Annotated in this window: 19 protein-coding genes; 3 read left to right on the top strand and 16 right to left on the bottom strand. The window is 61.6% G+C overall.

All coding sequences use genetic code 11. The annotated features are described in order from the left end of the window. Positions 1–98 precede the first annotated feature (98 nt). The 3 genes from HFO71_RS22995 (at position 99) to HFO71_RS22985 (ending at position 3444) form a co-directional block, all read left to right on the top strand. The gene (locus HFO71_RS22995; RefSeq protein ID WP_077979637.1) at positions 99–560 is read left to right on the top strand and encodes a tripartite tricarboxylate transporter TctB family protein; all 462 of its coding nucleotides are present in this window, start codon (positions 99–101) and stop codon (positions 558–560) included. A 9-nt stretch (positions 561–569) separates the two neighbouring features. After that, complete coding sequence (locus HFO71_RS22990) at positions 570–2075, top strand: tripartite tricarboxylate transporter permease (RefSeq protein WP_020051484.1); 1506 nt, start codon at positions 570–572, stop codon at positions 2073–2075. 199 nt (positions 2076–2274) lie between these two features. After that, entirely contained in the window at positions 2275–3444 is a 1170-nt protein-coding gene (locus tag HFO71_RS22985; RefSeq protein ID WP_132612200.1) for a M20 aminoacylase family protein, read from the top strand. 135 nt (positions 3445–3579) lie between these two features. On the opposite strand, the gene HFO71_RS22980 is transcribed toward HFO71_RS22985, so the two are convergent. From HFO71_RS22980 to HFO71_RS22905, 16 genes are all read right to left on the bottom strand, one after another. After that, a complete protein-coding gene (locus tag HFO71_RS22980) occupies positions 3580–4425 on the bottom strand; it encodes a metal ABC transporter permease (protein ID WP_221968394.1) in 846 nt (281 codons plus the stop codon). Then, positions 4422–5282, bottom strand: a complete 861-nt coding sequence (sitC, locus tag HFO71_RS22975) for an iron/manganese ABC transporter permease subunit SitC (protein ID WP_003542639.1) — start codon at positions 5280–5282, stop codon at positions 4422–4424. The genes HFO71_RS22980 and sitC overlap by 4 nt, the downstream gene beginning before the upstream one ends. Then, a complete protein-coding gene (locus HFO71_RS22970) occupies positions 5279–6184 on the bottom strand; it encodes a manganese/iron ABC transporter ATP-binding protein (RefSeq protein ID WP_131641633.1) in 906 nt (301 codons plus the stop codon). The genes sitC and HFO71_RS22970 overlap by 4 nt, the downstream gene beginning before the upstream one ends. Then, positions 6181–7113 (bottom strand): metal ABC transporter substrate-binding protein, encoded by a 933-nt coding sequence (locus HFO71_RS22965; RefSeq protein ID WP_221968396.1) that lies wholly within the window; start codon positions 7111–7113, stop codon positions 6181–6183. Before HFO71_RS22965 ends, HFO71_RS22970 begins: the two co-directional genes overlap by 4 nt. A 288-nt stretch (positions 7114–7401) precedes the next feature. Then, a complete protein-coding gene (locus HFO71_RS22960; RefSeq protein ID WP_221968398.1) occupies positions 7402–9189 on the bottom strand; it encodes an adenine deaminase in 1788 nt (595 codons plus the stop codon). Further along, positions 9186–10106 carry a nucleoside hydrolase gene (locus tag HFO71_RS22955; RefSeq protein ID WP_132612192.1) on the bottom strand — a complete coding sequence of 307 codons (921 nt, stop codon included), beginning with the start codon at positions 10104–10106 and terminating at the stop codon, positions 9186–9188. The genes HFO71_RS22960 and HFO71_RS22955 overlap by 4 nt, the downstream gene beginning before the upstream one ends. 170 nt (positions 10107–10276) lie before the next feature. Further along, the gene (locus tag HFO71_RS22950; protein ID WP_131641629.1) at positions 10277–11710 is read right to left on the bottom strand and encodes an efflux transporter outer membrane subunit; all 1434 of its coding nucleotides are present in this window, start codon (positions 11708–11710) and stop codon (positions 10277–10279) included. 148 nt (positions 11711–11858) lie between these two features. After that, on the bottom strand, positions 11859–14969 hold the full coding sequence (locus tag HFO71_RS22945) for an efflux RND transporter permease subunit (RefSeq protein ID WP_168256304.1): 3111 nt from the start codon (positions 14967–14969) through the stop codon (positions 11859–11861). Positions 14970–15017: 48 nt separating this feature from the next. Further along, positions 15018–16229, bottom strand: coding sequence for an efflux RND transporter periplasmic adaptor subunit (locus HFO71_RS22940; RefSeq protein ID WP_221968400.1), 1212 nt, complete (start codon positions 16227–16229; stop codon positions 15018–15020). A 169-nt stretch (positions 16230–16398) separates the two neighbouring features. Beyond that, positions 16399–17001, bottom strand: coding sequence for a TetR/AcrR family transcriptional regulator (locus HFO71_RS22935; protein ID WP_077979647.1), 603 nt, complete (start codon positions 16999–17001; stop codon positions 16399–16401). Between the two features lie 108 nt (positions 17002–17109). After that, positions 17110–18054 (bottom strand): phosphoribosylaminoimidazolesuccinocarboxamide synthase, encoded by a 945-nt coding sequence (locus HFO71_RS22930; RefSeq protein WP_221988428.1) that lies wholly within the window; start codon positions 18052–18054, stop codon positions 17110–17112. An 84-nt stretch (positions 18055–18138) separates the two neighbouring features. Next, entirely contained in the window at positions 18139–19881 is a 1743-nt protein-coding gene (locus HFO71_RS22925) for an SLC13 family permease (protein ID WP_221988427.1), read from the bottom strand. 91 nt (positions 19882–19972) lie between these two features. Continuing rightward, positions 19973–20671, bottom strand: a complete 699-nt coding sequence (locus tag HFO71_RS22920) for a phosphoribosyltransferase (RefSeq protein ID WP_132612483.1) — start codon at positions 20669–20671, stop codon at positions 19973–19975. 14 nt (positions 20672–20685) lie between these two features. Beyond that, positions 20686–21492 (bottom strand): pseudouridine synthase, encoded by an 807-nt coding sequence (locus HFO71_RS22915; RefSeq protein ID WP_132612186.1) that lies wholly within the window; start codon positions 21490–21492, stop codon positions 20686–20688. A gap of 157 nt (positions 21493–21649) precedes the next feature. Next, entirely contained in the window at positions 21650–21856 is a 207-nt protein-coding gene (locus HFO71_RS22910; protein ID WP_011653303.1) for a hypothetical protein, read from the bottom strand. 140 nt (positions 21857–21996) lie between these two features. Further along, entirely contained in the window at positions 21997–22335 is a 339-nt protein-coding gene (locus HFO71_RS22905) for a hypothetical protein (RefSeq protein ID WP_003542606.1), read from the bottom strand. Positions 22336–22783 lie beyond the last annotated feature (448 nt).

The following is a 22783-nucleotide window of genomic DNA, read 5'->3' as shown; positions in this document are numbered from 1 at the left end:
GCTACTTCCCTTCTCCCCGCATGCGGTGAGAAGGTGCCGGCAGACGGATGAGGGCAATCGCAGCAGCAGCGTCACGAACCATCTCCCCAGGAGAAACCATGAAATCCATCAGTTTCGATACCACCAATGCGATTTGCGGCACGCTTTTCGTCGCGACCGGCGCTTTCTTCGCCATCCAGTCGCTGGGGCTCGACCTCGGCACGTCAGTGCGCATGGGGCCTGGTTATTTCCCGCTGGTGCTTGCCGCCGTGCTCGTGCTTCTCGGCGCGATCATCTTCATTCAGGCGCTGCGGGTCGAGGGCGAGCCGATCGACCCGTTTGCCTGGCGCGGCATGCTCTTCATCCTGCCGGCGCCGGTGTTCTTCGGGCTGACGGTGCGCGGTCTCGGCTTCGCGCCGTCACTGTTCCTCACCGCCTTCATCGCCTGCTTCGCATCGCAAAAGATGAACGTGTTCTTCGCGATCGTGCTGTCGCTGCTGCTGACGATCTTTTCGGTCGGGGTCTTCAGCTACGGGCTCGGCCTGCCGTTCGAGCGCTTCGGCCCCTGGGTCCGGTTCTAGGAGACGATGATGGATCTTTTCAGCAATCTCGCGCTCGGCTTTGCAACAGCCGGCACTCCGGAAAACCTGCTCTTCTGCCTGATCGGCGTGCTGCTCGGCACGTTGATCGGCGTGCTGCCCGGGATCGGCGCTACGGCGACGATCGCCATGCTCTTGCCGATCACCTTCCAGCTTGAACCGGTTTCCTCGCTGATCATGCTCGCCGGCATCTATTACGGCGCGCAGTACGGCGGCTCGACGACGGCGATCCTGATCAACATGCCGGGCGAATCCTCCTCGGCCGTGACCGCGATCGACGGCTACCAGATGGCCCGCAAGGGCCGGGCCGGCGCAGCGCTTGCGATCGCGGCGCTCGGCTCGTTCTTTGCCGGCACGGTCTCGACCTTCCTCGTCGCGATCTTCGCACCGCCGCTGACTGCAATCGCGCTGCAATTCGGCTCGGCGGAATATTTCTCGCTGATGATCGTCGGCCTCGTCTCCTCGATCGCACTCGCGCATGGCTCGGTCGTCAAGGCGCTGGCCATGGTGGCGCTCGGGCTGCTGCTTGGCCTCGTCGGCACCGACATCTACACCGGCACGCCGCGCTTCACGCTCGGCATCCGTGAATATGCGGACGGGCTGAACTTCGTGGCGCTTGCCGTCGGCGTGTTCGGCGTGGCGGAAATCCTGCGCAACCTCGAGGGCGAGTCGACACGCACGGTGCTGATGGCCAAGGTCACCGGCCTTTTGCCGTCCCGCCAGGAATTCAAGGAGATGATTGCGCCGGTCATTCGCGGTACGGCAATCGGTTCGGCGCTCGGCATCCTGCCGGGTGGTGGCGCCATTCTCGCGGCCTTCGCCTCCTACACGGTGGAAAAGCGGATGTCGAAGACGCCGGAGGAATTCGGCAAGGGTGCGATTGCCGGCGTTGCCGGACCGGAATCGGCGAACAATGCCGGCGCGCAAACCTCGTTCATTCCGCTCTTGACGCTTGGCATTCCGGCCAATCCCGTCATGGCGCTGATGGTCGGGGCGATGATCATCCAAGGCATCGTACCCGGTCCGAACGTCGCCACCGAGCAGCCGGCGCTGTTCTGGGGCATCATCGCCTCGATGTGGATCGGCAACCTGATGCTGGTCATCCTTAACCTGCCGCTGATCGGGCTCTGGGTGAAGCTCTTGACCGTGCCTTATTACGTGCTCTTCCCCATCATCATGGCCTTCTGCTCCATCGGGGTCTACAGCGTCAACGCCAACGTCTACGATCTCTACGCCGTGGCCTTCTTCGGGCTCATCGGTTATGTGCTGGCGAAGCTTCGCTGCGAGCCGGCGCCGCTTCTGCTCGGCTTCGTGCTCGGGCCATTGCTCGAGGAGAACCTCCGGCGCGCCATGATCCTGTCGCGCGGCGATCCGACCACCTTCGTTACTCGGCCGATCAGCGCCATTCTTCTGGCCATTGCGGTCGCCGTGCTGATCGTCGTCTTCCTGCCGAGCGTCAAGAAGAAGCGCGAGGAGGTGTTCGTCGAGGAGGCCTAAAGCATGATACCGAAAAGCGTGATCGGGTTTCGGATGACATCATGCCCTAACTCATTCATTTGGAACAGGATTCGGATTTTAGGCCGGCCTAAATCATCCTGTTCTGGGGGTTGAACTTGTGGGTCGTTTGGTGAACAAGGAATGATCTGACGCGGGCGCCGGTTGGGCGCCCGTTTCCTATGACAGGATATCCAGGCTCATGAGCATTCCCGCCCGGATCAAAGACGATCTGCCGTTTCTGACCGCCTTGCGCCACGACCTGCACGCCCATCCCGAACTCGGTTTCGAGGAGGAGCGCACCGCCGGCATCGTCGCGAGGCTTCTCGAAGAGGCTGGCATCACCGTGCATCGCGGTCTCGGCGGTACCGGCGTGGTCGGCACACTGCGGCTCGGCAACGGCACACGCAGGATCGGGCTGCGCGCCGACATGGATGCGCTTGCCATGCCTGAGATGGCGGAGCGGCCTTATAAATCGACGGCGCCTGGCAAGATGCATGCCTGCGGCCATGACGGTCATACGGCGATGCTCCTCGGCGCTGCCCGGCATCTTGCGGCGACGCGGAATTTTTCCGGCACGGTGCATTTCATCTTCCAGCCGGCCGAAGAAGGGCGAGGTGGAGCAAAGCGCATGGTCGAGGAGGGGCTGTTCAAGCTTTTCCCCTGCGATGCCGTCTATGGGCTGCATAACATGCCTGGGCTTGCAGTCGATGAGATCGCCGTGGTCGAGGGGCCGCAGCTTGCCTCCTCCGACAGCTGGCGAATCACCTTCCGTGGGACCGGCACGCACGGCGCCAAGCCGCATCTCGGCCGCGATCCGATCACGGCGGCCGGGACCTTCCTGTCGTCGCTGCAGACGATCGTCGGGCGGGTGGTCGATCCGCTGCAACCGGCCGTCGTCAGCGCCTGTTTCCTGCAGGCGGGCGACTCGAAGGCTCTGAACGTCATTCCTGATATCGTTGAGATCGGTGGGACGGCGCGAGCCTATTTACCCAATGTGCGCGACCAGTTGGAGACCGAGATCGGGCGATTGGCGCATGGCACTGCGGTCATGTACGGCATCGCTGTGGACTATGCATTCGAGCGGCGGATTCCGCCTGTCATCAATGACGCGGATGTGACGGCACGGGCGCTGGCAGCGGCCGGCTCGGTCTTCGGCGGGAAGGTGCAGACAAGCTTTCCGCCGTCGACGGCAGGCGACGATTTCGCCTTCTTCGCCCAGAACGCGCCGGGCTGTTATGTCTGGCTCGGCAACGGTCCGGCGGTGGACGGGGCTCTGCATCACAACACGGCCTATGATTTCAACGATGAAGCGCTGGGATATGGGGCGGCCTATTGGGTGGCGCTGGTCGAGCGGGAGTTGAAGGTTTAATTATCTGCTGCCCAATTGTCCAAACCGGAATCGAGTTTAGGAATTAGGCAGCAATTCAAAAGCGACCGTTACGCGCCTCTCTGCATTCTGCATTGGCAACAATTGCCCTCCGTACAGCGACTTCGTCAATGTCCATCAGTCGATCGGCGATTCCTCGACTCGGGCCGTCCCGCGCGTGGCATGGATGAAGGCGAGCACGAAGCCGATCGCCAGCACAAGCACGATGGTCGGCGCCGGCGCGCTGTCGATGAAGAAGGACAGGTAGACGCCGATAAAAGAGCCGATCACCGCAATGGCCACGGAGAGCAGCAGCATCGTGCTGAATTTGCGGGTGAGCAGGAAGGCGATGGCTCCCGGCGCAATCAGCATGGCGATCGAAAGGATGATGCCTACCGCCTGCAAGGCACCGACGATCGTCAGCGAGATGAGGGCGAGAAGGCCGTAATGCAGCAGGTTGATCCTGAGGCCCACCGCTCTCGCCTGGGCAGGGTCGAAGGCGTGCAGCAGGAAGTCCTTCCACTTCACACCAAGAATAACAGCTGTGATCGCGGCGATGACGGCTGACTGCCCGATATCGCGCCAGGAGACACCGAGCATGTCGCCGAACAGGATGTGATCGAGATGCACGTCGGACTGGATCTTGACATAAAGAACCAGGCCGAGCCCGAACATGCCGGAGAAAACGATGCCCATCACAGTATCCTGTTTGATGCGGCTGTTATCTTTCAGGAAACCGGTGGCGATTGCGCAAAACATGCCGGCCACGAAGGCGCCGACCGCAAGGGGTATGCCGACGATATAGGCGATAACCACGCCGGGGAAGACGGCGTGGCTGATGGCGTCTCCCATCAGCGACCAGCCTTTCAGAACCAGGAAGCAGGACAACAGCGCCATCGGGATTGCGACCAGCACCGAGATCACCAGCGCATTGACCATGAAGCCGAACTGGAAAGGCGAAAGAAGCGTGTCGACCATGTTCATGGCGCTGCCTCCAGCGCCTGCGCGGCGCGTCTGCGCGCCGCCAGCATGCCGTGTTTGGGTGCGAAGAAGAACGCGATCAGGAAGATTGCCGTCTGTAGCACGACGATGATGCCGCCTGTTGCGCCATCGAGGAAGTAACTTGCATAAGCGCCGACGAAACTGGTCATCGATCCGATGATGACGGCGATCACAAGCAGCCGCGGGAAGCGGTCGGTCAGCAGATAGGCGGTCGCGCCGGGCGTCACCACCATGCAGATGACGAGGAATGCACCGACTGTCTGCAGCGCCGCGACGGTGGAGGCAGACAGCAGCGTGAAGAAAATGACCTTGAGAGCGGTCGGATTGAGACCGATCGATCGGGCATGGCTCTCGTCGAAAAAAGTGACCATCAGGTCCTTCCATTTGACGAGCAGGACAGCGAGTGACACGAAGCCGATGATGGCGAGTTGCAGCGTATCCTCGGGCGTGATGGCGAGAATGTTGCCCAGCACGATCGTCTGGATGTTGACCGCCATCGGCTGGAGCGAAACCATGAACAGGCCCAGCCCGAAGAAAGAGGAGAAGATCAGGCCAATGATGGCATCTTCCTTCAGCTTGGTGCGCTGGTTGAGGAAAAGCATCGCTGCGGCAGCGAGCCCTCCGGAAAAGAAGGCTCCGATCGAAAAGGGAAGTCCGAGCATATAGGCGCCGGCGACGCCGGGAACGATCGCGTGCGATAGTGCGTCGCCGATCAGCGACCAGCCTTTCAGCATCAGATAACAGGAGAGGAAAGCGCAGACGCCGCCGACAAGGGCGGACACCCACATGGCATTGAGCATGTATTCATAGGTGAAGGGCTGCAGGAGGTCGGCTATCATTCCCCGCCCCCATTGCCACTATCGGGGCCCCGGGCAGTCGCTTTGCCACCCTGCAGGATCAGGGGGCGCTCATCATCGGTTATGACGCCGATCGACGTTGGCCTGCCGTTCTGCGCTTCGCTGAACACGAAATGACGCAGCACGCCGCCAAAGGTCTTTTCCAGATTTTCCTGCGTAAAAGTCTCGACGGTCGGCCCGTAGGCGAGCACCGTGCCCTTGATCAGAATGGTCCGGTCGCAGAACTCCGGCACGGAGCCGAGATTATGGGTGGAGACCAGCATGACGCGGCCTTCATCCCGCAGTTCGCGCAGGAGCTTGGTGATCTGGTCCTCGGTCTTTACGTCGACGCCGGTAAAGGGTTCATCGAGCAGAATGACCCGGCCGTCCTGCGCCAGTGCTCGCGCCAAAAAGACCCGCTTCCTCTGACCGCCGGAGAGTTCGCCGATCTGGCGCTTGCGGAACTCGCTCATGGCAACGCGGACGAGCGCGGAGGCCACTGCCTCGTGGTCTGCGGCCTTCGGGATGCGCATCATGCCCATGTGGCCGTAGCGGCCCATCATCACGACATCCTCGACCAGCACTGGGAAGTTCCAGTCGACTTCTTCCGATTGCGGCACATAGGCGACGAGGTTCTTGCGTAGCGCCTCTTCGACCGGCATGCCAAGCACGCGAATGTGGCCCCTGGCGAGACGCACGAAACCCATGATCGACTTGAAGAGCGTCGACTTGCCGGAACCGTTGACACCGACCAGCGCGGCGATCGTGCCCGTGGGGATCTGGAAACTCGCGTCCCTCAGGGCCGTATGTCCGTTGCGGTAAGTGACGGTCGCATCCTTTACCGTGATCCCCGATCCCGCATCCGAGGATGCGGGGCGGACAAGATTGCCAAGCAGCACGGTCATTGCGACAACCCATCGGCAAGACCCTTCGCGACGGTATCGGAGGTCACGCGCAGAAGATCGACATAGGTTGGCACCGGGCCGTCGGCTTCGCTCAGCGAGTCGACATAGAGCACGCCGCCATAATGCGCGCCGGTTTCGCGCGCCACCTGCCGGGCCGGTTTGTCGGAAACGGTGCTCTCGCTGAAGACGGTTGGAACCTGGTGTTCCTTCACCGCATCGATCACCTTGCGGACCTGCTGGGGTGTGCCCTGCTGGTCGGCGTTGATTGGCCAGAGATAGAGTTCCTTCAGCCCGAAATCGCGTGCGAGATAGGAAAAGGCGCCCTCGCTTGAAACCAGCCAGCGCTTGTCCTCGGGAATTTTTTCGAGGGTGGCGCGGATCGGAGTGATCGTCGCTTCGATCTTCTGCTTGTAGGCCTCGGCGTTAGACTTGTAGGTCTCCGCATTCGCCGGATCATACTTTGAGAAAGCATCACGGATATTGTCGACGTAAATCAGGGCGTTCTTCGGCGACATCCAGGCGTGGGGATTGGGCTTGCCTTCGTAGGGGCCTTCCGAGATGCCCATCGGTTCGACGCCATCGGAGACGACGGCACCGGGGACGTCGTGCAGGTTCTGGAAGAACTTTTCGAACCAGCGCTCCAGATTGAGGCCGTTCCAAAGAATGAGCTGTGCACCTTGTGCTCGCTGGATGTCACCCGGCGTCGGCGCATAGTTGTGGATCTCCGCGCCCGGCTTGGTGATCGATTCCACGATCGCGGCATCACCGGCCACGTTTTTTGCCATGTCGGCAATTACGGTGAAGGTCGTCACCAGCTTGAACTTCGAATTGGTTGTCTGTTGGGCAGCGGCGGGAAAGGCAACCAGCACGGCTGCGAATGCCACCCCTATCAGTCCGGCCAAAACCGACCGTCTTTCCCCATAGAGCATATGTTTCTCCTCTTTCTGCTATTGCGACCGAATTGCAAAATTCGCGGAGAGTCGAACAAGTTGCGATTCGGAATGATTTGCAAAAAATTCTTGACGACCCTTGCTTCGACTATTGTGCAATTAAGAATGAATTGCAACAATGATCCGAACGAGAGGTCGAAAAAGATGACAGCAGGGCTCGACGGGCTGGCCAACCTCATCGAACAACGCATCCGGGATATGCTTCGATCGGTTAGATGTTTGAGGAGCACACGGCGCGCCTTCTGGCGGAGCCGCGCTTTCGTCGATCTACCAAACAGCCAGTACCGGGTTTTCCAGCACCTTGCCCGTTACAACATCGGCAATCCCCCGATCGGTCTGATGCGGGCCGACATTGCAGGCGAGCGTGGCGCCGAAGCAGGCCTTGAAGACCAGATAGGGCGGCTTCCACGTGACGATCTTTTCCATCGCCTTGCGGATGCCGGCAAAGGCCAGGGCCGTGTCCTTCAGCGAGGCATCGGTCACCAGGCCGGAGAGCGGCAGCGGCAACATCGCCTCGATCCGGCCGTCCTTGGCGACGGCCATGCCGCCGCCGGCTGATATGACGGCGTTGGCGGCAAGCGCCATGTCGCCTGCATTGCCGCCGAAGACGGTGAGGTTGTGGCTGTCATGCGAAACGGTGGTACAGAACGCGCCGCGCCATTCACCCCAGCCGGTGAGGAAGCCGATGCGTGGGGCAGCGGCGGCCTTGCCGTGGCGATGGGCGACCGAAATCATGACGCTGCCGGCCGGCGACACGATGAAACCGTCCCTGACCTCGGTTTCGGCCTCGCCCCATTGCGTGAAGCGCGGACGGTCGATGGTGGCGACGCGGACGCGTTCGCCCTTCGCCGGAATGCGAAAGTCATTCTCGGTCAGCGGCGGCAGCTTCACCGAATTGACAAGCGGTGCCGTATCGATCTGCTGGACGGCAACCTGCATGCTGCCGTTGCGGGCAATTATGCGGCCGCCTGATATCACGAGCCGCGCCCGGAATTCCGCGAGGTCTTCGAAGAGCACGATGTCGGCTCGGCGGCCGGCGGCGACGAGGCCGAGATCGGAGCGCTTCAGACGTTGTGCGGCGTTGAAGGTCGCGGCACGGATCGCCCATTCCGGCTTCATGCCGTAGCGCACCAGGCGCCTGATGACGTCGTCGAGGCCGCCGCCTTCCTGGAGTTCGTCGGGAAAGACGTCGTCGGTGCAGAGCGTGACGGTCGCAGGCAGGTGGCCGAGACCGTTCAGCACCTCGACGAACTCCTGCAGCAGATGGTCGTGAGAGCCGCGCAGTTCGATGGTCAGGCCGGCGGAAAGCTTGGCGAGGAGATCGGCGCCCGAGGTAAGTTCGTGGTCGGAGGTGATACCCGATGCCATGAAGGCGTTGAGATCGGCGTCTTCGAGGCCGCGTGCATGACCGCAGACGAGCTTGCCGGCGGCAAGGCCGGCATTGACGATATCAGTCATGCGCGGATCGCCGTCGATGACGCCGCGCATATTCATCACTTCGGCGACGCCGCCGATGGCGGAGGAGTGCAGCATCTCGGTGATCATGGAGGCATCGAAGTCGGCGCCGGCAAGTTCCAGGCCCGGCGCGGAGGGCACGCAGGAGGGCGCGAGCAGGATCATACGCAGCGGCAGGCTGCGCGCCGCCTCGATCGCCCAGCGCACGCCGTCGAGCCCATGGACATTGCCGAATTCATGCGGATCCCACACGATCGTGGTGACGCCGCGTGGCAAGACGGCGCTCGTATATTCGGCGGGTGTCACCATCGAACTTTCGATATGCATGTGCGTGTCGATCAGGCCGGGCGTCAGGATACTGCCCGCTGCATCGATGATCTCGGCGGCATCGGTGCGGCTCGCCGGGGCATGAACGCTTGATATTAGCGCGCCGACGAGGCCGATATCGACTTGCCGGATCAGGCCCGTCACCGTATCGAGCAGCCGGCCGCCGGTGATCAGCATGTCGAAAGGGGCATCGCCGCGCGCAGCAGTGACGGCGCGGGCGCGCAAAGCGGGATCGTTGAGATCGGCGGGTTCTTGGCGAGCGGTGACGTTCATTTGCGGGCCTCGTTGACCAGGGCAGCGAGAATGATGACACGCGCCATGTCGGCATCGATGTCGGCGGCGAATTGAGCATTGAAGGTCGCATGCGTGGCGCGGGTCTCGACGACGGTACGGCCGCGGGTCAAGGCGCCCTGCAGCTCGACGTCGATACGGGCAGGGCGGAAGCTGACGATATCCGGAGTGACGAAGGCGACGGCGGCGGAAGGATCATAGATCGCCATCGCCGGGCGGCCGCGGCTGGTGCCGATGCGGATATAACCCGAAAACATATCGGCGATGAGTTCGGCGTTGGCGCCGCCGGCATTGCGCATCGGCTCGGCGTCTTCGGGCCTGGCCAGCACCTTGCGGCAGAGGTCGAGATCGACCATGCGCAGCGGCAGGCCATGGGCAATGACGATCGAGAGTGCCTCGGGATCGGCGAGCGCGTTGAACTCGGCGGAGGCCGTATGGTTGCCTGACGTGACGCCGCCGCCCATCCAGACAAGTTCGGTGATGCGGGCGGCAAGATCGGGCCGGGCGAGTGCCACGGCGGCGATGTTGGTGAGCGGGCCAAGCGCCAGGATACGGTGCTGGCCTTTGCGCTGCAGCCAGCGGCAGAGTGCTGCGAAGGCATCGCTTTTGGCAAGGGCAGCCGCCTGCGGCAGGCTCCTGCCGATGGTGGAGATGCCGGTTTCGCCGAGGATCGCCTGAGCGGTTTCGAGCTTGCCGAGCACGGGCATGGCGCGGCCGGTGTGGATCGGGAACGTCCAGCCGAAGGCGCCGGCGGCGCCGGCGGCGTTTATCCTCACCTGCGGCAGCGGCGTATTGCCGAAGACCAGTGATATTCCGTCGATCTCGAATTCCGACTGTCCCACCACCAGAATGGCGGCGATGTCGTCGAAGCCCATGTCAGTGTCGATCCAGACGCCCATGATTTCACCCGAACCGTTTGAGGCTTGCCGCGCCGGCAAGCGGCAGATCGAAGCTTGTCGAATCCAAATTCATCTTATGCGCAGTTATCGGTGGCGGCACGCGGCACCTACGAAAAAGCCCCGCGAGATGATCGCGGGGCTCTGTATTTTCTAGAAGGGCGAAACGCAGATCAGCTCTTGACGGCTACAGCTTTCACCGCCGGTGCGGTGGTCTTGCCCCCGGGGGCGAAACCGCCGCCGATTGCGATGTTCAGCGAGACATAGTCCTTGGCCATCTGCTGGACGGCTGCGGCAAGGCTTGCCTGAGCGAGCGAAACCTGGCGCTGGGCGTCCAGAACGTCGAGCAGCGAAGAGGCGCCGTCCTTGTAGGATGCTGTGGAAAGCTCAAGCGTTTCCTGCGTGGTCTTCACTTGGGCCTGAAGTGCTGCGACCGTGCGCGCGTCACGCCGGACGGCCGAAAGTGCATTCTCGACCTGTTCGACGGCGGACAGCACCGTCGACTTCCAGTTGAGATAGGCACTGGCGGCATTGGACTGTGCAGTTTTGACGTTGGCGCGCAGGGCACCGCCGTCGAAAATCGGCAGATTGAGGGTCGGGCCGAAGGACCAGCCGGTCAGGCCGCCATGGACGCCGCGCTGGTTGATGTAGGACGGCGAGATCGAGCCGCTGAGCGAGATGCTCGGATAAAGCTGCGCCTGGGCAACGCCGATATTGGCCGTTGCGGCGGCGAGATCACGCTCCGCTACGCGAATGTCGGGACGGTTGCGGATCAGATCTGCCGGAATGCCGGAGGTGATGCCGCCGCGGAATACCGGCTGGCCACGGCCCTTCAGCAATTCATCGACGAGAGCCGAGGCCGGCAGGCCGAGCAGCGTGGCGATGTGATGGGCCGATATGCGGATGTTGGTTTCGAGGCCGGGAATTTCGGCGAGCGTCGACTGCACCAGGCCTTCGGCCTGAACGACGTCGAGACGCGAGGCGGCGCCGGCTTCAAGCTGGAACTTGGTCAGTTCGTAGGTTTCCTGACGAGACTTCAGGTTGGCCCTCGAAAGCGCCAGGCGCTGCTGATAATAGCGAACGTCGATATAGCTCGAGACGAGATCCTGCACGAGGGTCAGCTTGGCGACATCAGCGGATGCGTATGCTGAATCGAGCGACGCAAGCGCGCTCTCGGTGCTGCGCTTGTAGAGGCCGAAGAGGTCGAGCAGCCAGCTCAGCTGGACGTCGCCGGCACTGGTGTTGCGCGTGTCGAACTGTGTGCGGAGCTCGCCCTTCTGGCCGCTGATCGTGTGCGAAGCGCCGACGTTCAGGTTCGGCAGGCCGCCGGCGCCGGCGGCGATGACGTTGGCGGAAGCCGAATTGATGCGTTCGATCGCCTGCTGGACGGTCAGGTTCTGATCGAGTCCGGCCTGGACATAGCCATTCAGTTTGGGATCGCTGAAGGCGGTCCACCAAGCTGCGGTTGCAACGTCGCCTACACTCTTCGTTCCGCCTTCTCCGAATTTGGCGGGCAGCGGCATTTCAGGAGGAGCATGATCCGGGCCTACGACGCAGCCCGACAACAATAACAATAATGCCGGTGTGGCAAAACGAAGAGATACCATTCATTTCATCCTGTACTCGAGCAAGTCAATTCTTGTCCGAAGCTTCATGCTTCACTATCGCCGCCGCGCCTCGTCATACCAAAAAAACACACCGAAGCAGTCGGGCGCAATGTAGCAACGGGAACTGCATTATCACAGTGCATTTATATCACAGTCCTGCCGCATTTTTGGCGCGTGTGGCAAAGATGCGTCGAATGACGACGAAAAACGACGGCACGAAGAAAATTCCGAGCATTGTGGCCGCCAGCATGCCGCCGAGAACGCCGATGCCGATGGCATTCTGCGCCGCCGAGCCCGCGCCTGTCGCGATCGCCAGCGGCACGACGCCGAGAATGAAGGCGAGCGAGGTCATGATGATCGGCCGCAGCCGCAACCTCGCCGCTTCCAATGTCGCCTCGTAGAGCCCCATGCCGCTTTCCATGCGGTCCTTGGCGAATTCAACAATTAGGATCGCGTTCTTCGCCGCCAGCCCGATAGTTGTGAGCAAGCCGACCTTGAAATAGACGTCGTTTGCCTGCCCGAAGACCGTTGCCGCCGTCAGCGCCCCGAGGATGCCGACAGGCACCGCCATGATCACCGAGAAGGGGATCGACCAGCTTTCGTAAAGCGCTGCCAGGCAGAGGAAGACGACCAGAACCGAGATCGCGTAGAGCATCGGCGCCTGCGAACCGGACAGCCGCTCCTGATAGGAGATGCCCTGCCAGGCGACCGTATAACCGCCGCCGAGCTGATTGGTCAGTGCTTCCATTTCGTTCATCGCATCGCCGGAGGAAACTCCGGGTGCAGACGCTCCGTCGAGCGGAATGGCGCTAACGGCGTTGAAGCGGGCAAGCGAGGGCGCGCCCTTCACCCACTCCGTGCGGGTAAAGGCGGAGAAGGGCACCATTTCGCCGTCATTGTTGCGGGCGTACCAGTGGTTCAGATCGCTCGGCTGCATGCGGAAGGGCGCATCGCCTTCGACGTAGACCGGCTTGATCTCGCCGTTCAGCGTGAAGTCGTTGACGTCACGGCCGGTGAAGATGATCGACAGCATCGAATTGACCGAGGTAATGTCGACGCCCATGGCGCCGATCTTTTCCTGATCGAGCACGATGCGCATCTGCGGCTCGACTTCCTTGTTGCTGCTGCGCAGCGCGACAATCTTGCCCGAGCTATTGCCCATCTGGATCAACCGCTTGGAGGCGGCCGTCAGGGCGTCGTTGCCATGACCGCCGGTATCGACGAGATACATGGAGAAGCCGCTCGACACGCCGAGACCCTGAATCGCCGGCGGCAGCAGCGCGAAGACCTGCGCCTCACGGATCGCAAAGAAATTGCCAAGCGCCCGGTTGACGACCGATTGAGCGCTCAGCGTCGGATCGGTGCGCAGCGAGAAATCCTTGAGCTTGGTGAAGACGATGGCGCTGTTCTGGCCGGAACCGCTGAAGCCGAAGCCGAGCGCGCCGAACACGGAATCGACGGCGTCCTTCTCGTTTTCACGATAATATTTCTCGACCTTTTCGACCACTGCCTGGGTCTGCTGCGTGGTCGAGCCCGGCGGCGTGGTGACGATGGTCAGCAGCACGCCCTGATCCTCCTGCGGCAGGAAGGAGCTCGGCAGGCGGGTGAAGAGATAGGCGCAGCCGGCGCCGACCAGAAGGAAGACCAGCATGACGCGGATCGGCCGCTTCAGCAGATAGCCGATGGTGCTGACATAGCCGTTGGTCGAGCGCGTGAAGTTGCGGTTGAACCAGTCGCCGACGCGGTGCTTCCTGTGTTCGCCGACCGGCTTCAGCATCGTGGCGCAAAGTGCGGGCGTCAGCACGAGGGCGACGAGCGCCGACAGCAGCATGGCCGAGACGATGGTGATCGAAAACTGGCGATAGATGATGCCGGTCGAACCGCCGAAGAAGGCCATCGGAATGAAGACGGCGGTGAGGACGAGCGCGATACCGACAATGGCACCGGTGATCTCCCCCATCGATTTTTCCGTCGCCTCGAGCGGCGAAAGCTTTTCTTCGGACATGATGCGTTCGACGTTTTCGACGACGACGATCGCGTCGTCGACGAGAAGACCGATCGCCAGCACCATGGCGAACATCGTCAAGGTATTGATCGAATAGCCGGTGACCGCCAGCACCCCGAAGGTGCCGAGCAGCACCACGGGAACGGCAATCGTCGGAATCAGCGTCGCACGGAGATTCTGCAGGAAGACGAGCAGCACCACGAAGACGAGCACGATCGCCTCGATCAGCGTGTGCACCACCTTCTCGATCGACAGTTCCACGAAGGGCGTGGTGTCGTAGGGATAGGTGATCTCGACACCTGCCGGCAGACCGCGGCCGATAACCTCGAGCGCGGAGCGCACGCGGGCGGCGGTATCGATGGCGTTGGCGCCGATCGCAAGGTTGACGGCGAAACCGGTCGACGGCTGGCCGTTGTACCGCGAACTGCCGCCGTAACTTTCCTGACCGATCTCGATGCGCGAGACGTCGCTCAGGCGCACCGTCGCGCCGTCCTTTTCGACCTTCAGGATGATGTGCTCGAAATCGGCGACGGTGGTCAGCTGGCTTTGGGCGGTGATGGTGACGTTGATCTGCTGGCCGGGGATCGTCGGCTGGGCACCGAGCGAACCGACGGAAACCTGGGTGTTCTGCGCCTGGATGGCTGACGTCACGTCGCTCGGCGTCAACTGGTATTTCAAAAGCTTGAACGGATCGAGCCAGACGCGCATGGCATATCCCGAACCGAAGACATTGATGCTGCCGACGCCTTCCAGGCGCTGGATCTGATCCTCGATCGAGGTCGACATGATATTGCCGAGGTCGACAGAGTTGCGCTTGCCGTCGGTGGAGACGAGCGAGCCGACGAGAAGGATGCTCGAGGTCGAGCGGGTGACGCTGATGCCGGCATCGATGACGTCGCTTGGAAGCTGCGACTGAACCAGCTGCAGCTTGTTCTGCACCTGCACCTGGGCGATATCGGGGTCGGCGCTCGTCCCGAAGGTGAGCTGGATGCTGGCCGAACCCGTCGATGAGGTCGAGGTCATGTAGGTGAGGTCGTCGAGGCCGGTCATGCCGTCCTCGATGATCGTCGTCACCGACTTCTCGACAGTCTCGGCGCTGGCGCCGCGATAGGTGGCGTTGATGCGAACCGTCGTCGGGGCGATGTCGGGATATTGCGAGATCGACAGCGTGAAGATCGCCAGCAGGCCGGCGAGCATGATGGTGATCGCAATGACCCAGGCGAAAATCGGACGTCGGATGAAAAACTTGGCCATCGGTTGTTCCTGTGCGGCTGAGACGGTGACGATGCGGGCCTGCGGCGATTACTTCGCCGCGGGCTTCTCAGCGTCACCGGCCGCGGGCTGCTCGGCAGGCACGACCACGCCGGCGTCATTGATCTTCATCGGGACCGGCTTCACCGGCATGCCTGAGGTGATCGATTGCAGGCCGCTGACGATCAGTTGATCGCCGTCCTTGATGCCTTCGGTCACGAGCCAAAAATTGTTGGAGGGCGAGCTGTTCTCGAAGGCGCGGGTTTCGACTTTGCCGTCGGCGGAAATGAACTGTGCCGTCAACCGGCCGTTGGCGTCACGGCTCGTCGCCAGCTGCGGCAGCGCATAGCCGGCCTCGGCGCCGAGCTCGACGGTTGCGCGCACATACATGCCGGGCAGCACGATACGGTCGGGATTGGGAAAGAGCACACGAATGATGAAGGTGCCGGTCGTCTCACTGACCACCTGCTTCGACATGTCGAGCTTGCCCTGCTGATTGTATTCCTTGCCGTTTTCCAGGATCAGATGGAAGACCACGTTGGCTTCGCCCTTGATGTCGCCGGCGGCCATAGCATCGCGCAGCTTCAAGAGGTTGGTGCTCGATTCCGTCAGCGAGATGTAGATCGGATCGAGTTGGCGGATCGTCGTCAGCGCCGTCGTCTGGTTGGCCGAGACGACGTTGCCGACATTAACGGCCGTCTGGTCGATGATGCCATCGAAGGGGGCGACGATCCTGGTGTGGTCGAGGTCGATCTGTGCAGCGGAAAGCGAGGCCTTCGCCGACTCGACTTCGGCCTTGGCCTGGAGCAGCGTCGTCTTGGCTGTTTCGAATTCGATCTGGGTGGCGCCGCTGCCGACGAGGCGCTGGTAGCGGTCGAGATTGCTTTCAGCGCTCGGCACGCTCGCCTGCGCCTTGGAGATCGCCGCCTTGGCCTGCTCGACGGCGGCGATGTAGGGTGCATCCTCGATCTGGTAGAGAAGGTCGCCCTTCTTGATTTCGCCGCCGTCCTTAAAGGCGACCTCGCGGATCAGGCCGCTAACCTGCGGCCGGATATCGGCGGTCTGAAATGTCTCGGCACGGCCGGGCAGGATCGTGGTGATCGGGAACGTGCCCTTCGTCAACGCGATCACGCCGACGAGGGCAGCCTGCTGCGCCGCGCCTGCACCCGCATTGCCGGCGGGCTTGGAGCCACTGTCGCTGCAAGCGGCGAGAAGGGCTGCGAATGCCAGGGCCGAGGAGATGAGGAGGGCACGCCGTATCATGCTGAATTCCTGTGCGGTGGCAATCGCCGTTCAATCTACGAGCTCGGGCCTGCGGGCTCGGCTTGATCGAGCGCAGGCTTACATAAGCGTCAGGATTGCGTTGGCTTCAAATGCCGTCATCCGAATTTAAGAAAAGCTTTACGAAGTGACGTAATTCAGCAATCATCACTTAGCAAGCGCTATTTTGCAGTGCGGCATGGACGAAACACACGATTTTTTCGGCGCGGTGCACGAGCGTCTCCTTGTCGTCGCGAGCGATCAGGACAGGGTGCAGCACGCAGGCCAGGACGTCTGCCACCGTATGCGCCGCGCTTTCGGGATCGCGGCAATGATAACTTCCCTCCGCCATGCCCTCACGGATGATCTCGCCGAGCTTTGCCTCGATGCGGGCGCGATAGCGATTGCCGGCCTCGAGTTTGGCTTCGATCGTCGAAAGCACCATTTCGAAGATGTAAGGGTTCTTCTGGATGTCCTGCAGGTGGCTTTCCAGCAGGCGCAGGATGAAGCGGAGCAGTTGTTCCTTTGGCGGCAGCTTCTCATCGAAGGCGGCGAAGCGCTCGGCAGCATCGTCGAGATGACGTCCTGCGATCGCATCGACCAGTGCGACCTTGGAACGGAAATGCTTGAAGACATTGGCGGGCGACATGTGGAGCGCGCCGGCGATATCGGCGATCGACACCGCAACGAAGCCCCGCTCGCGAAACAGCATCTCCGCCATGGAGAGAATGTCTTCCCGCGTTTCCTCGGCCTTGCGTCTTGGCCTTCTTGTCATTTGTTCCCCGCCGGGCTGAGCCCGATACCCCTTTTTTCCGATGCTAGCGCGATTGGAAGGGATGCCGCAAGCTGATGATCGGGCCGGCGGCTTTCGTCTGTCGCCTTTTCAAGGAAAATAGGGAGCGAGGTTGTTTCGGACACGGGCAAGCGGCGTCTCGCCGCTATCGTCTGGGACAAAGCGCTCGCCGATGATCGCCTCGTAGGCTTTGATATAGACGGCCGAGGTCTGCTCGATCAGTTCGGCGGGGATTTCCGGGATCTCGTCCTTATAGGGGTCGCAGCGCTCCGCCACCCAGGCGCGGACGAAATCCTTGTCGAAACTTTCCGGGCGTTTTCCGGCGGCAAAGCTTGCCGGATAGCTTTCGGCAAGCCAGTAGCGGCTGCTGTCCGGCGTGTGGATCTCGTCGGCGAGGATAATGTTGCCGTCACCATCGGTGCCGAACTCGTATTTGGTATCGACCAGGATCAGCCCGTTTTTCGCCGCCATCTCCCGGCCACGGGCAAAGAGGGCGAGCGCATATGTCGACAGCGTCTGCCATTGTTCATTGGTGAGAAGGCCACGCGTGATGATTTCGGCCGGGGTCAGCGGCTCATCGTGGCCGCCGTCGAATTCCTTGCTGGTCGGCGTGATGACGAGGTCCGGCAGGATCTGATTGTCGCGCATGCCGTCGGGCAGACGCATGCCGTACATCTCGCGTTCGCCCTTCTTATAAAGCGTCAGGATCGAGGTGCCGGTGGTGCCGGCGAGATAACCGCGCACGACGATCTCGACCGGCAGGATGTCGAGCCGCTTGCCGATGACGACATTCGGATCGGGATAGTCGAGAACGTGGTTCGGGCAGATGTCCTTCGTCGCCTCGAACCAGTAGCGCGCCGTCTGCGTCAGTACCTCGCCCTTATAGGGGATGCAGGTGAGGATGCGGTCGAAAGCGCTTAGCCGGTCGGTGCTGATAATAATGCGGCGTCCGTCCGGAAGATCGTAATTCTCGCGCACCTTGCCGCGATAATAGTTCGGCAATTCCGGGAAATGGGCTTCGGAGAGAATTCGCACGGTGCTCGACTGTCCTTCATTATTGGGTGAAGACTTCCTGCTCTAGTTTCATTGCTGGGGAAGTCAAGCCGATCGGATATCGCATCAGAGCCAGAACAGACCGGTAAGAAGCAGGGCGAGGCCGTAACTTGCGACGGCAAGCGGCCAGCCGGCGCGCAGGAAATCACTGAAGCGGTAGCCGCCGATGCCCATTGCCAGCGTGTTGTTGTGATGGCCGAAAGGCGTCAGGAAATCGAGCGACGCGCCGGCGGCGACCGCGATCAGATAGGCGTCAGGCGCATGCCGGCCGGCCCTTGCGAATTCCAGTGCGATCGGGGTCAGGACGATTGCGACCGTTGCGTTGTTGACGAAAGGCGTCAATGCCATGGCGAGAAAGAGGATGAGGGCGATGCCGAAGAGCGGATGGGTGATCGGCACGACGAGGCTCAGCCAGCCGGCAATGGTTTCGGCCGCTCCGGTGCTTGCCACCGCCTGGCCGATCGGGATCATCGAGGCCAACATGATGATGATCGGCCAGTTGAGATCGGCCATCGCCTGACGGATGTTCAGATGATTGAGCAGAGCGAGCACGAGCACGACGCCGGCAAAAGCCATGTCGGGACGCAGGCCGGCCGCCGAGGCGGCGACGCCGCAGGCAAAGAGCGCGAAGGGCCGCCAGGTTAGGAGCACCGGTTCGCTCGGTGCTGTCGAGGCGAGCGGCAGGCACTCGCTTTCCTCCAACGCTTCGCCGATTGCAATGCGCGGCCCCTCCAGCGTCAATATATCGCCGATCGACAATTGCAGGTCGAGGAAGCGGCCCTCGATGCGTGGCGCGCGCATGGAAAGGGCGGTGACAGCAACGCCGCGAGAATGGAAGACTTCAAGCGAGCGGACGCGCGAACCGACCAGCGTGCTTTCCGGCATGACCACGGCTTCGATACGGGTGAAATCCGGCTGCAGCCCAAGCGCGTGGGCGTCGGCCATCAGCGCCCGTGTGGCGGCAAGATCGGCAAAAGTCGCATCGGCGCCCTCGGCAAGCAGTACGTCGCCGGGTGCGATCACCAACTGGTCGAGCGGACCGAACGCAAAGTTGTCGTCACGGATCAGCGCGTGCGGCTTGATGGCGAACCGTGCCGGGCAATCGGTAAGCCTTACGCCGATCAGCGGTGAGACGTCAGGGATGCGACGCTCGACGACGATGCGCCGCGCCGCCGGGGAGATCGTTGCGGGTGTTTCGTCCGGTTCCGGAAACAGGTGCTGCACGCGAAAGGCGATGAGCAGAATGCCGGCGATGGCCACCGGCAGGCCGACATAGGCGAAATCGAAGAAGTGAAAGCCGGTTCCGGTCGCCTTGGCGAGCGCATCGCTGACGAGCAGGTTGGCCGGCGTGCCGATCAGCGAAACGAGGCCGCCGAGCAGGGCCGCGAACGAGACCGGCATTACGAGCTGGCGGCGGGGGATCGTCAGGACCGTGCCGAGACGTAGCGCTACCGGCAGGGTGATCGCAAAGGCGCCGATATTATTCATGAAGATGGACATGAAGCCAGCGAGCGAGGACGTGCCGGCGATGACCTTGAAGCCCGAAGGTCTTGCAGCCGCGAAACGGGCGGCGAGACTGTCGAAGAGCTTGGCGCGTGCCAGCACCTGGACGATCAGCAGGATCTCGACGACGGTGATGACGACGGGACTGGCGAAGCCCGCGAAGATCTGCTCGGCGGGATAAAGGCCGAGCGCATGGCCGCCAAGCAGGCCGGCGATCGAGACCACCTCGATGCGGATGCGATCGAGCGAGAAGAAAATGAGCATCGCCAGCAGAAGGATCAGCAGGGATGCTTGCTCGAACGACATGGGCGGGTCCGTTGTTTCATCGATCAGGCGGGACTGTAATCGTTCCTCATGCGCTGTACAGAGGCGCCTTCAGCCAAAGATTGAACAATCCTCATATCGCGCGCCAGGCTGGTGGCGCCTGCCACCGGCCTCTGGCGTTCCGCTGCAGAATGGGGGTTGTGAAGACGCCGACGGTGCGCCCGATCCATTGCGGCCCGGCGGCTGCGAGGCTTTCGCGCCAGCGCTCCGATTGTAGCATGGCGGCACCGATGACGACGGGTTCGATGCCGCAGCCTGTCAGCAGATGAAGACCCGCGACGATCGAGGCGCCGCTGGAAATGACGTCATCGATGAGTGCGACGCGTCGTCCCTGCAGCAGCGGCAGCATGCGCGGATCGATATAGAGACGTTTCTGCTGTGTCGGCGTGGTGATCGAAGACAGGGCGACGGAGAGCTCGTCGCGATACCAGAATTTGCGCGAGGTGCCGAGCGGAACGTATCGGCTATGGCCGAGCTTCTGCGCCACGGCAGCGGCCAGCGTCAGGCCGAGCGTCGGCAGGCCGGCGACGACGTCGATGCGCATGGGCCTGATCTTTTCGGCGAGGCTTTCGGCGAGCGCATCGAGGACGAGGAAGCTCGCCTGGTTGACGATCAGCGAGGCGAGGGCGTGATCGCCATCCGCCAGCTCGCGGATCGGCAGGCGTAGCTGACGGCCATCTTCGAGCACGGCGACATAGAAGGAGGTAAATTCCCCATCGCCGGCAAAGGTGCCGGGCGGGTGAAGCTCCTGCCAGAAATCGTGCAGCGCCATCTCCGTCACACCAGTCAATTGCGTCTCGTCCTTTCCATGCCGGTTTTCCGGCGCAGTGCCTGCAATTCCGGTTCGGTCAGCGCACGCACGGCGCCTTTCGGCAGTTCGCCGAGTTCGAGCCCGCCGATTGCGACGCGCACGAGGCGAAGGCATTCGGTGCCGAGCGCCTCCAGCATGCGGCGGATCTGGCGGTTGCGGCCCTCGTCGAGCTCGACCTCGATCCATGAATTCCTGTCGCCCTGGCGCAGGCGCCGCGCGGCGGTCGCCGTCAGCAACTCGCCGTCGTGGCGGATGCCCGATGTCATGGCGACAATGTCCTCGTCATCCATGATGCGGTCGATCTGGACATGATAGGTCTTCGTCACATGCGTGACCGGGTCGAGCAGGATCTGGGCGAATTCGGTGTCGTTGGTGAAAAGCAGCAGGCCCTCGCTGGCCTTGTCGAGCCGGCCGACCGGAGAGAGATGTGGGATGTCGAAATCCCTCAGGCAATCATAGACCGTCGGCCGGCCTTCGGGATCGTGGCGGGTGGTGACAAGACCGCGAGGCTTGTTGAGCATCAGATAGATTTTCGCTTCGGCCGCGATGACAAGGCCGTCGATGCTGATGCTTGCCGTGGCAAGATCGACCCATGCGGAGGTATCGTTGACGATACGACCGTCAACCGCAACACGATTTTCGGCGATCAGGCGTTCGGCCTGCGTGCGGGAGCAATAACCGAGCTTGGAAAGGGCACGGGGAAGGGTAACCCTTTTGGCCGCGGCGTTGTCGGCGGGCTTTGTCCGTTCACGCGTCTTGTGCGGTGGGCGCCGCTCCCTCATTTGCCATCCTTATCCTGCTTTTGATGCCGTTTTCTTGGCATGATCGACAGAAGGATGCCAGCAGCGTGAATAAAAAACGAGGGGAATAACAGGCGCTACAAAAAGGGCTCAGCGCTTGGATAAAGCGCCGTCGCGGCTTTGTTAGGGTGGCGCTGCCTCAGCGGCAAGCCATGAAGCCGGCCAGTTCCTTGCGGCTGACGACGATACCGGCGGCGGCCTTGACCGGGTCCGGATGGGTGTAGGACAGACTAGGCATTTCCGGCAGATCGAGTGCCTGGCGCATATTCATGATGCCGACCGCATAGCGGCCATCGGCGCTGTCGACACTGACTTCGATAATGCAGTTGGCCCTCTTGTTTTCCATGGTAGTCCTCCCTTCGTTTTTTATGTTCCCATAGCTGGCATTAAAAATTGGTTTTTCTAAGACATAAGCATTTACGCACCCTGCCGAAAAACGGATCGGCGGGTGCGTAAAAAACTGGTTTATGGGTGGATATGGCGTGTTCAGCGCCACCAATGGCGAGGCTGCGGCTGCGAACTGCCGGAAAGCAGGTATCCGGCAAGAAAGCCAATGGCGCCTGCAAGCACCAGAGCCGTGGTTGTTGCGGTCGGATGCTCGCGGGCTGCGTCGGCGGCAGCCACACCTTCGGCCCGGATCTGGGCGACGGCGTTTTTTGCCCGGGGCAGGGCTTCGTCATAAGCCTTGCCGGCGCGGCCGCGCACTTCGTAATAGGCTTCGGCGCCTTGAGCGGAAATCATCTTCTGCAGGCGCGAGACTTCCTGCTGGAGTGCGGCGATGTCCTTGCTGACAGATGCTCTGATATCATCGGTATTGGCAGCCATGTTGGTCTCCTTCCTTCAATGGGAAAGACAACACCCAACTCGGTGATAGGTTCCGAAATCTCAGCCGCTGATTTGTGACGAAAATTTAAAGCTTGCCGGTCGGAGGCGCTTTAATCCTCCGTTAACCATAATTTCGCGCAAGATCCTGTTTTCTCGCTATATTTCGGTCGTTGAGAACAGCGTTCCTATGGATTTTTGACCAGCTGGTAAAGGAATTTTCGGGAATTCGTCCCGAAAGGGCGCCCTGTGGATAATAGCGACCGACAAAAATGCCAGCCGAATCAACCTGTTACAAAAATGTCAAAAAACTTTGGTTGGGTGTGTTGACTGTTTATGAGGGTTAGTTCTATAAGCCCACTCACTGAACGAGGGCGGCGGCGCTGCTGGCGACGAAGTCTTTCGTTCTAGTGAAACTCAAGCGGATTGGCGATTGCTGGTTTGTGTTCTG

The sequence above is a fragment of the Rhizobium laguerreae genome, from assembly GCF_019778565.1.
GTDB classification, from domain to species: domain Bacteria; phylum Pseudomonadota; class Alphaproteobacteria; order Rhizobiales; family Rhizobiaceae; genus Rhizobium; species Rhizobium laguerreae.
The sequence above is the reverse complement of the archived record's forward strand: the minus strand, read 5'-3'. Positions and strand labels throughout refer to the sequence as shown.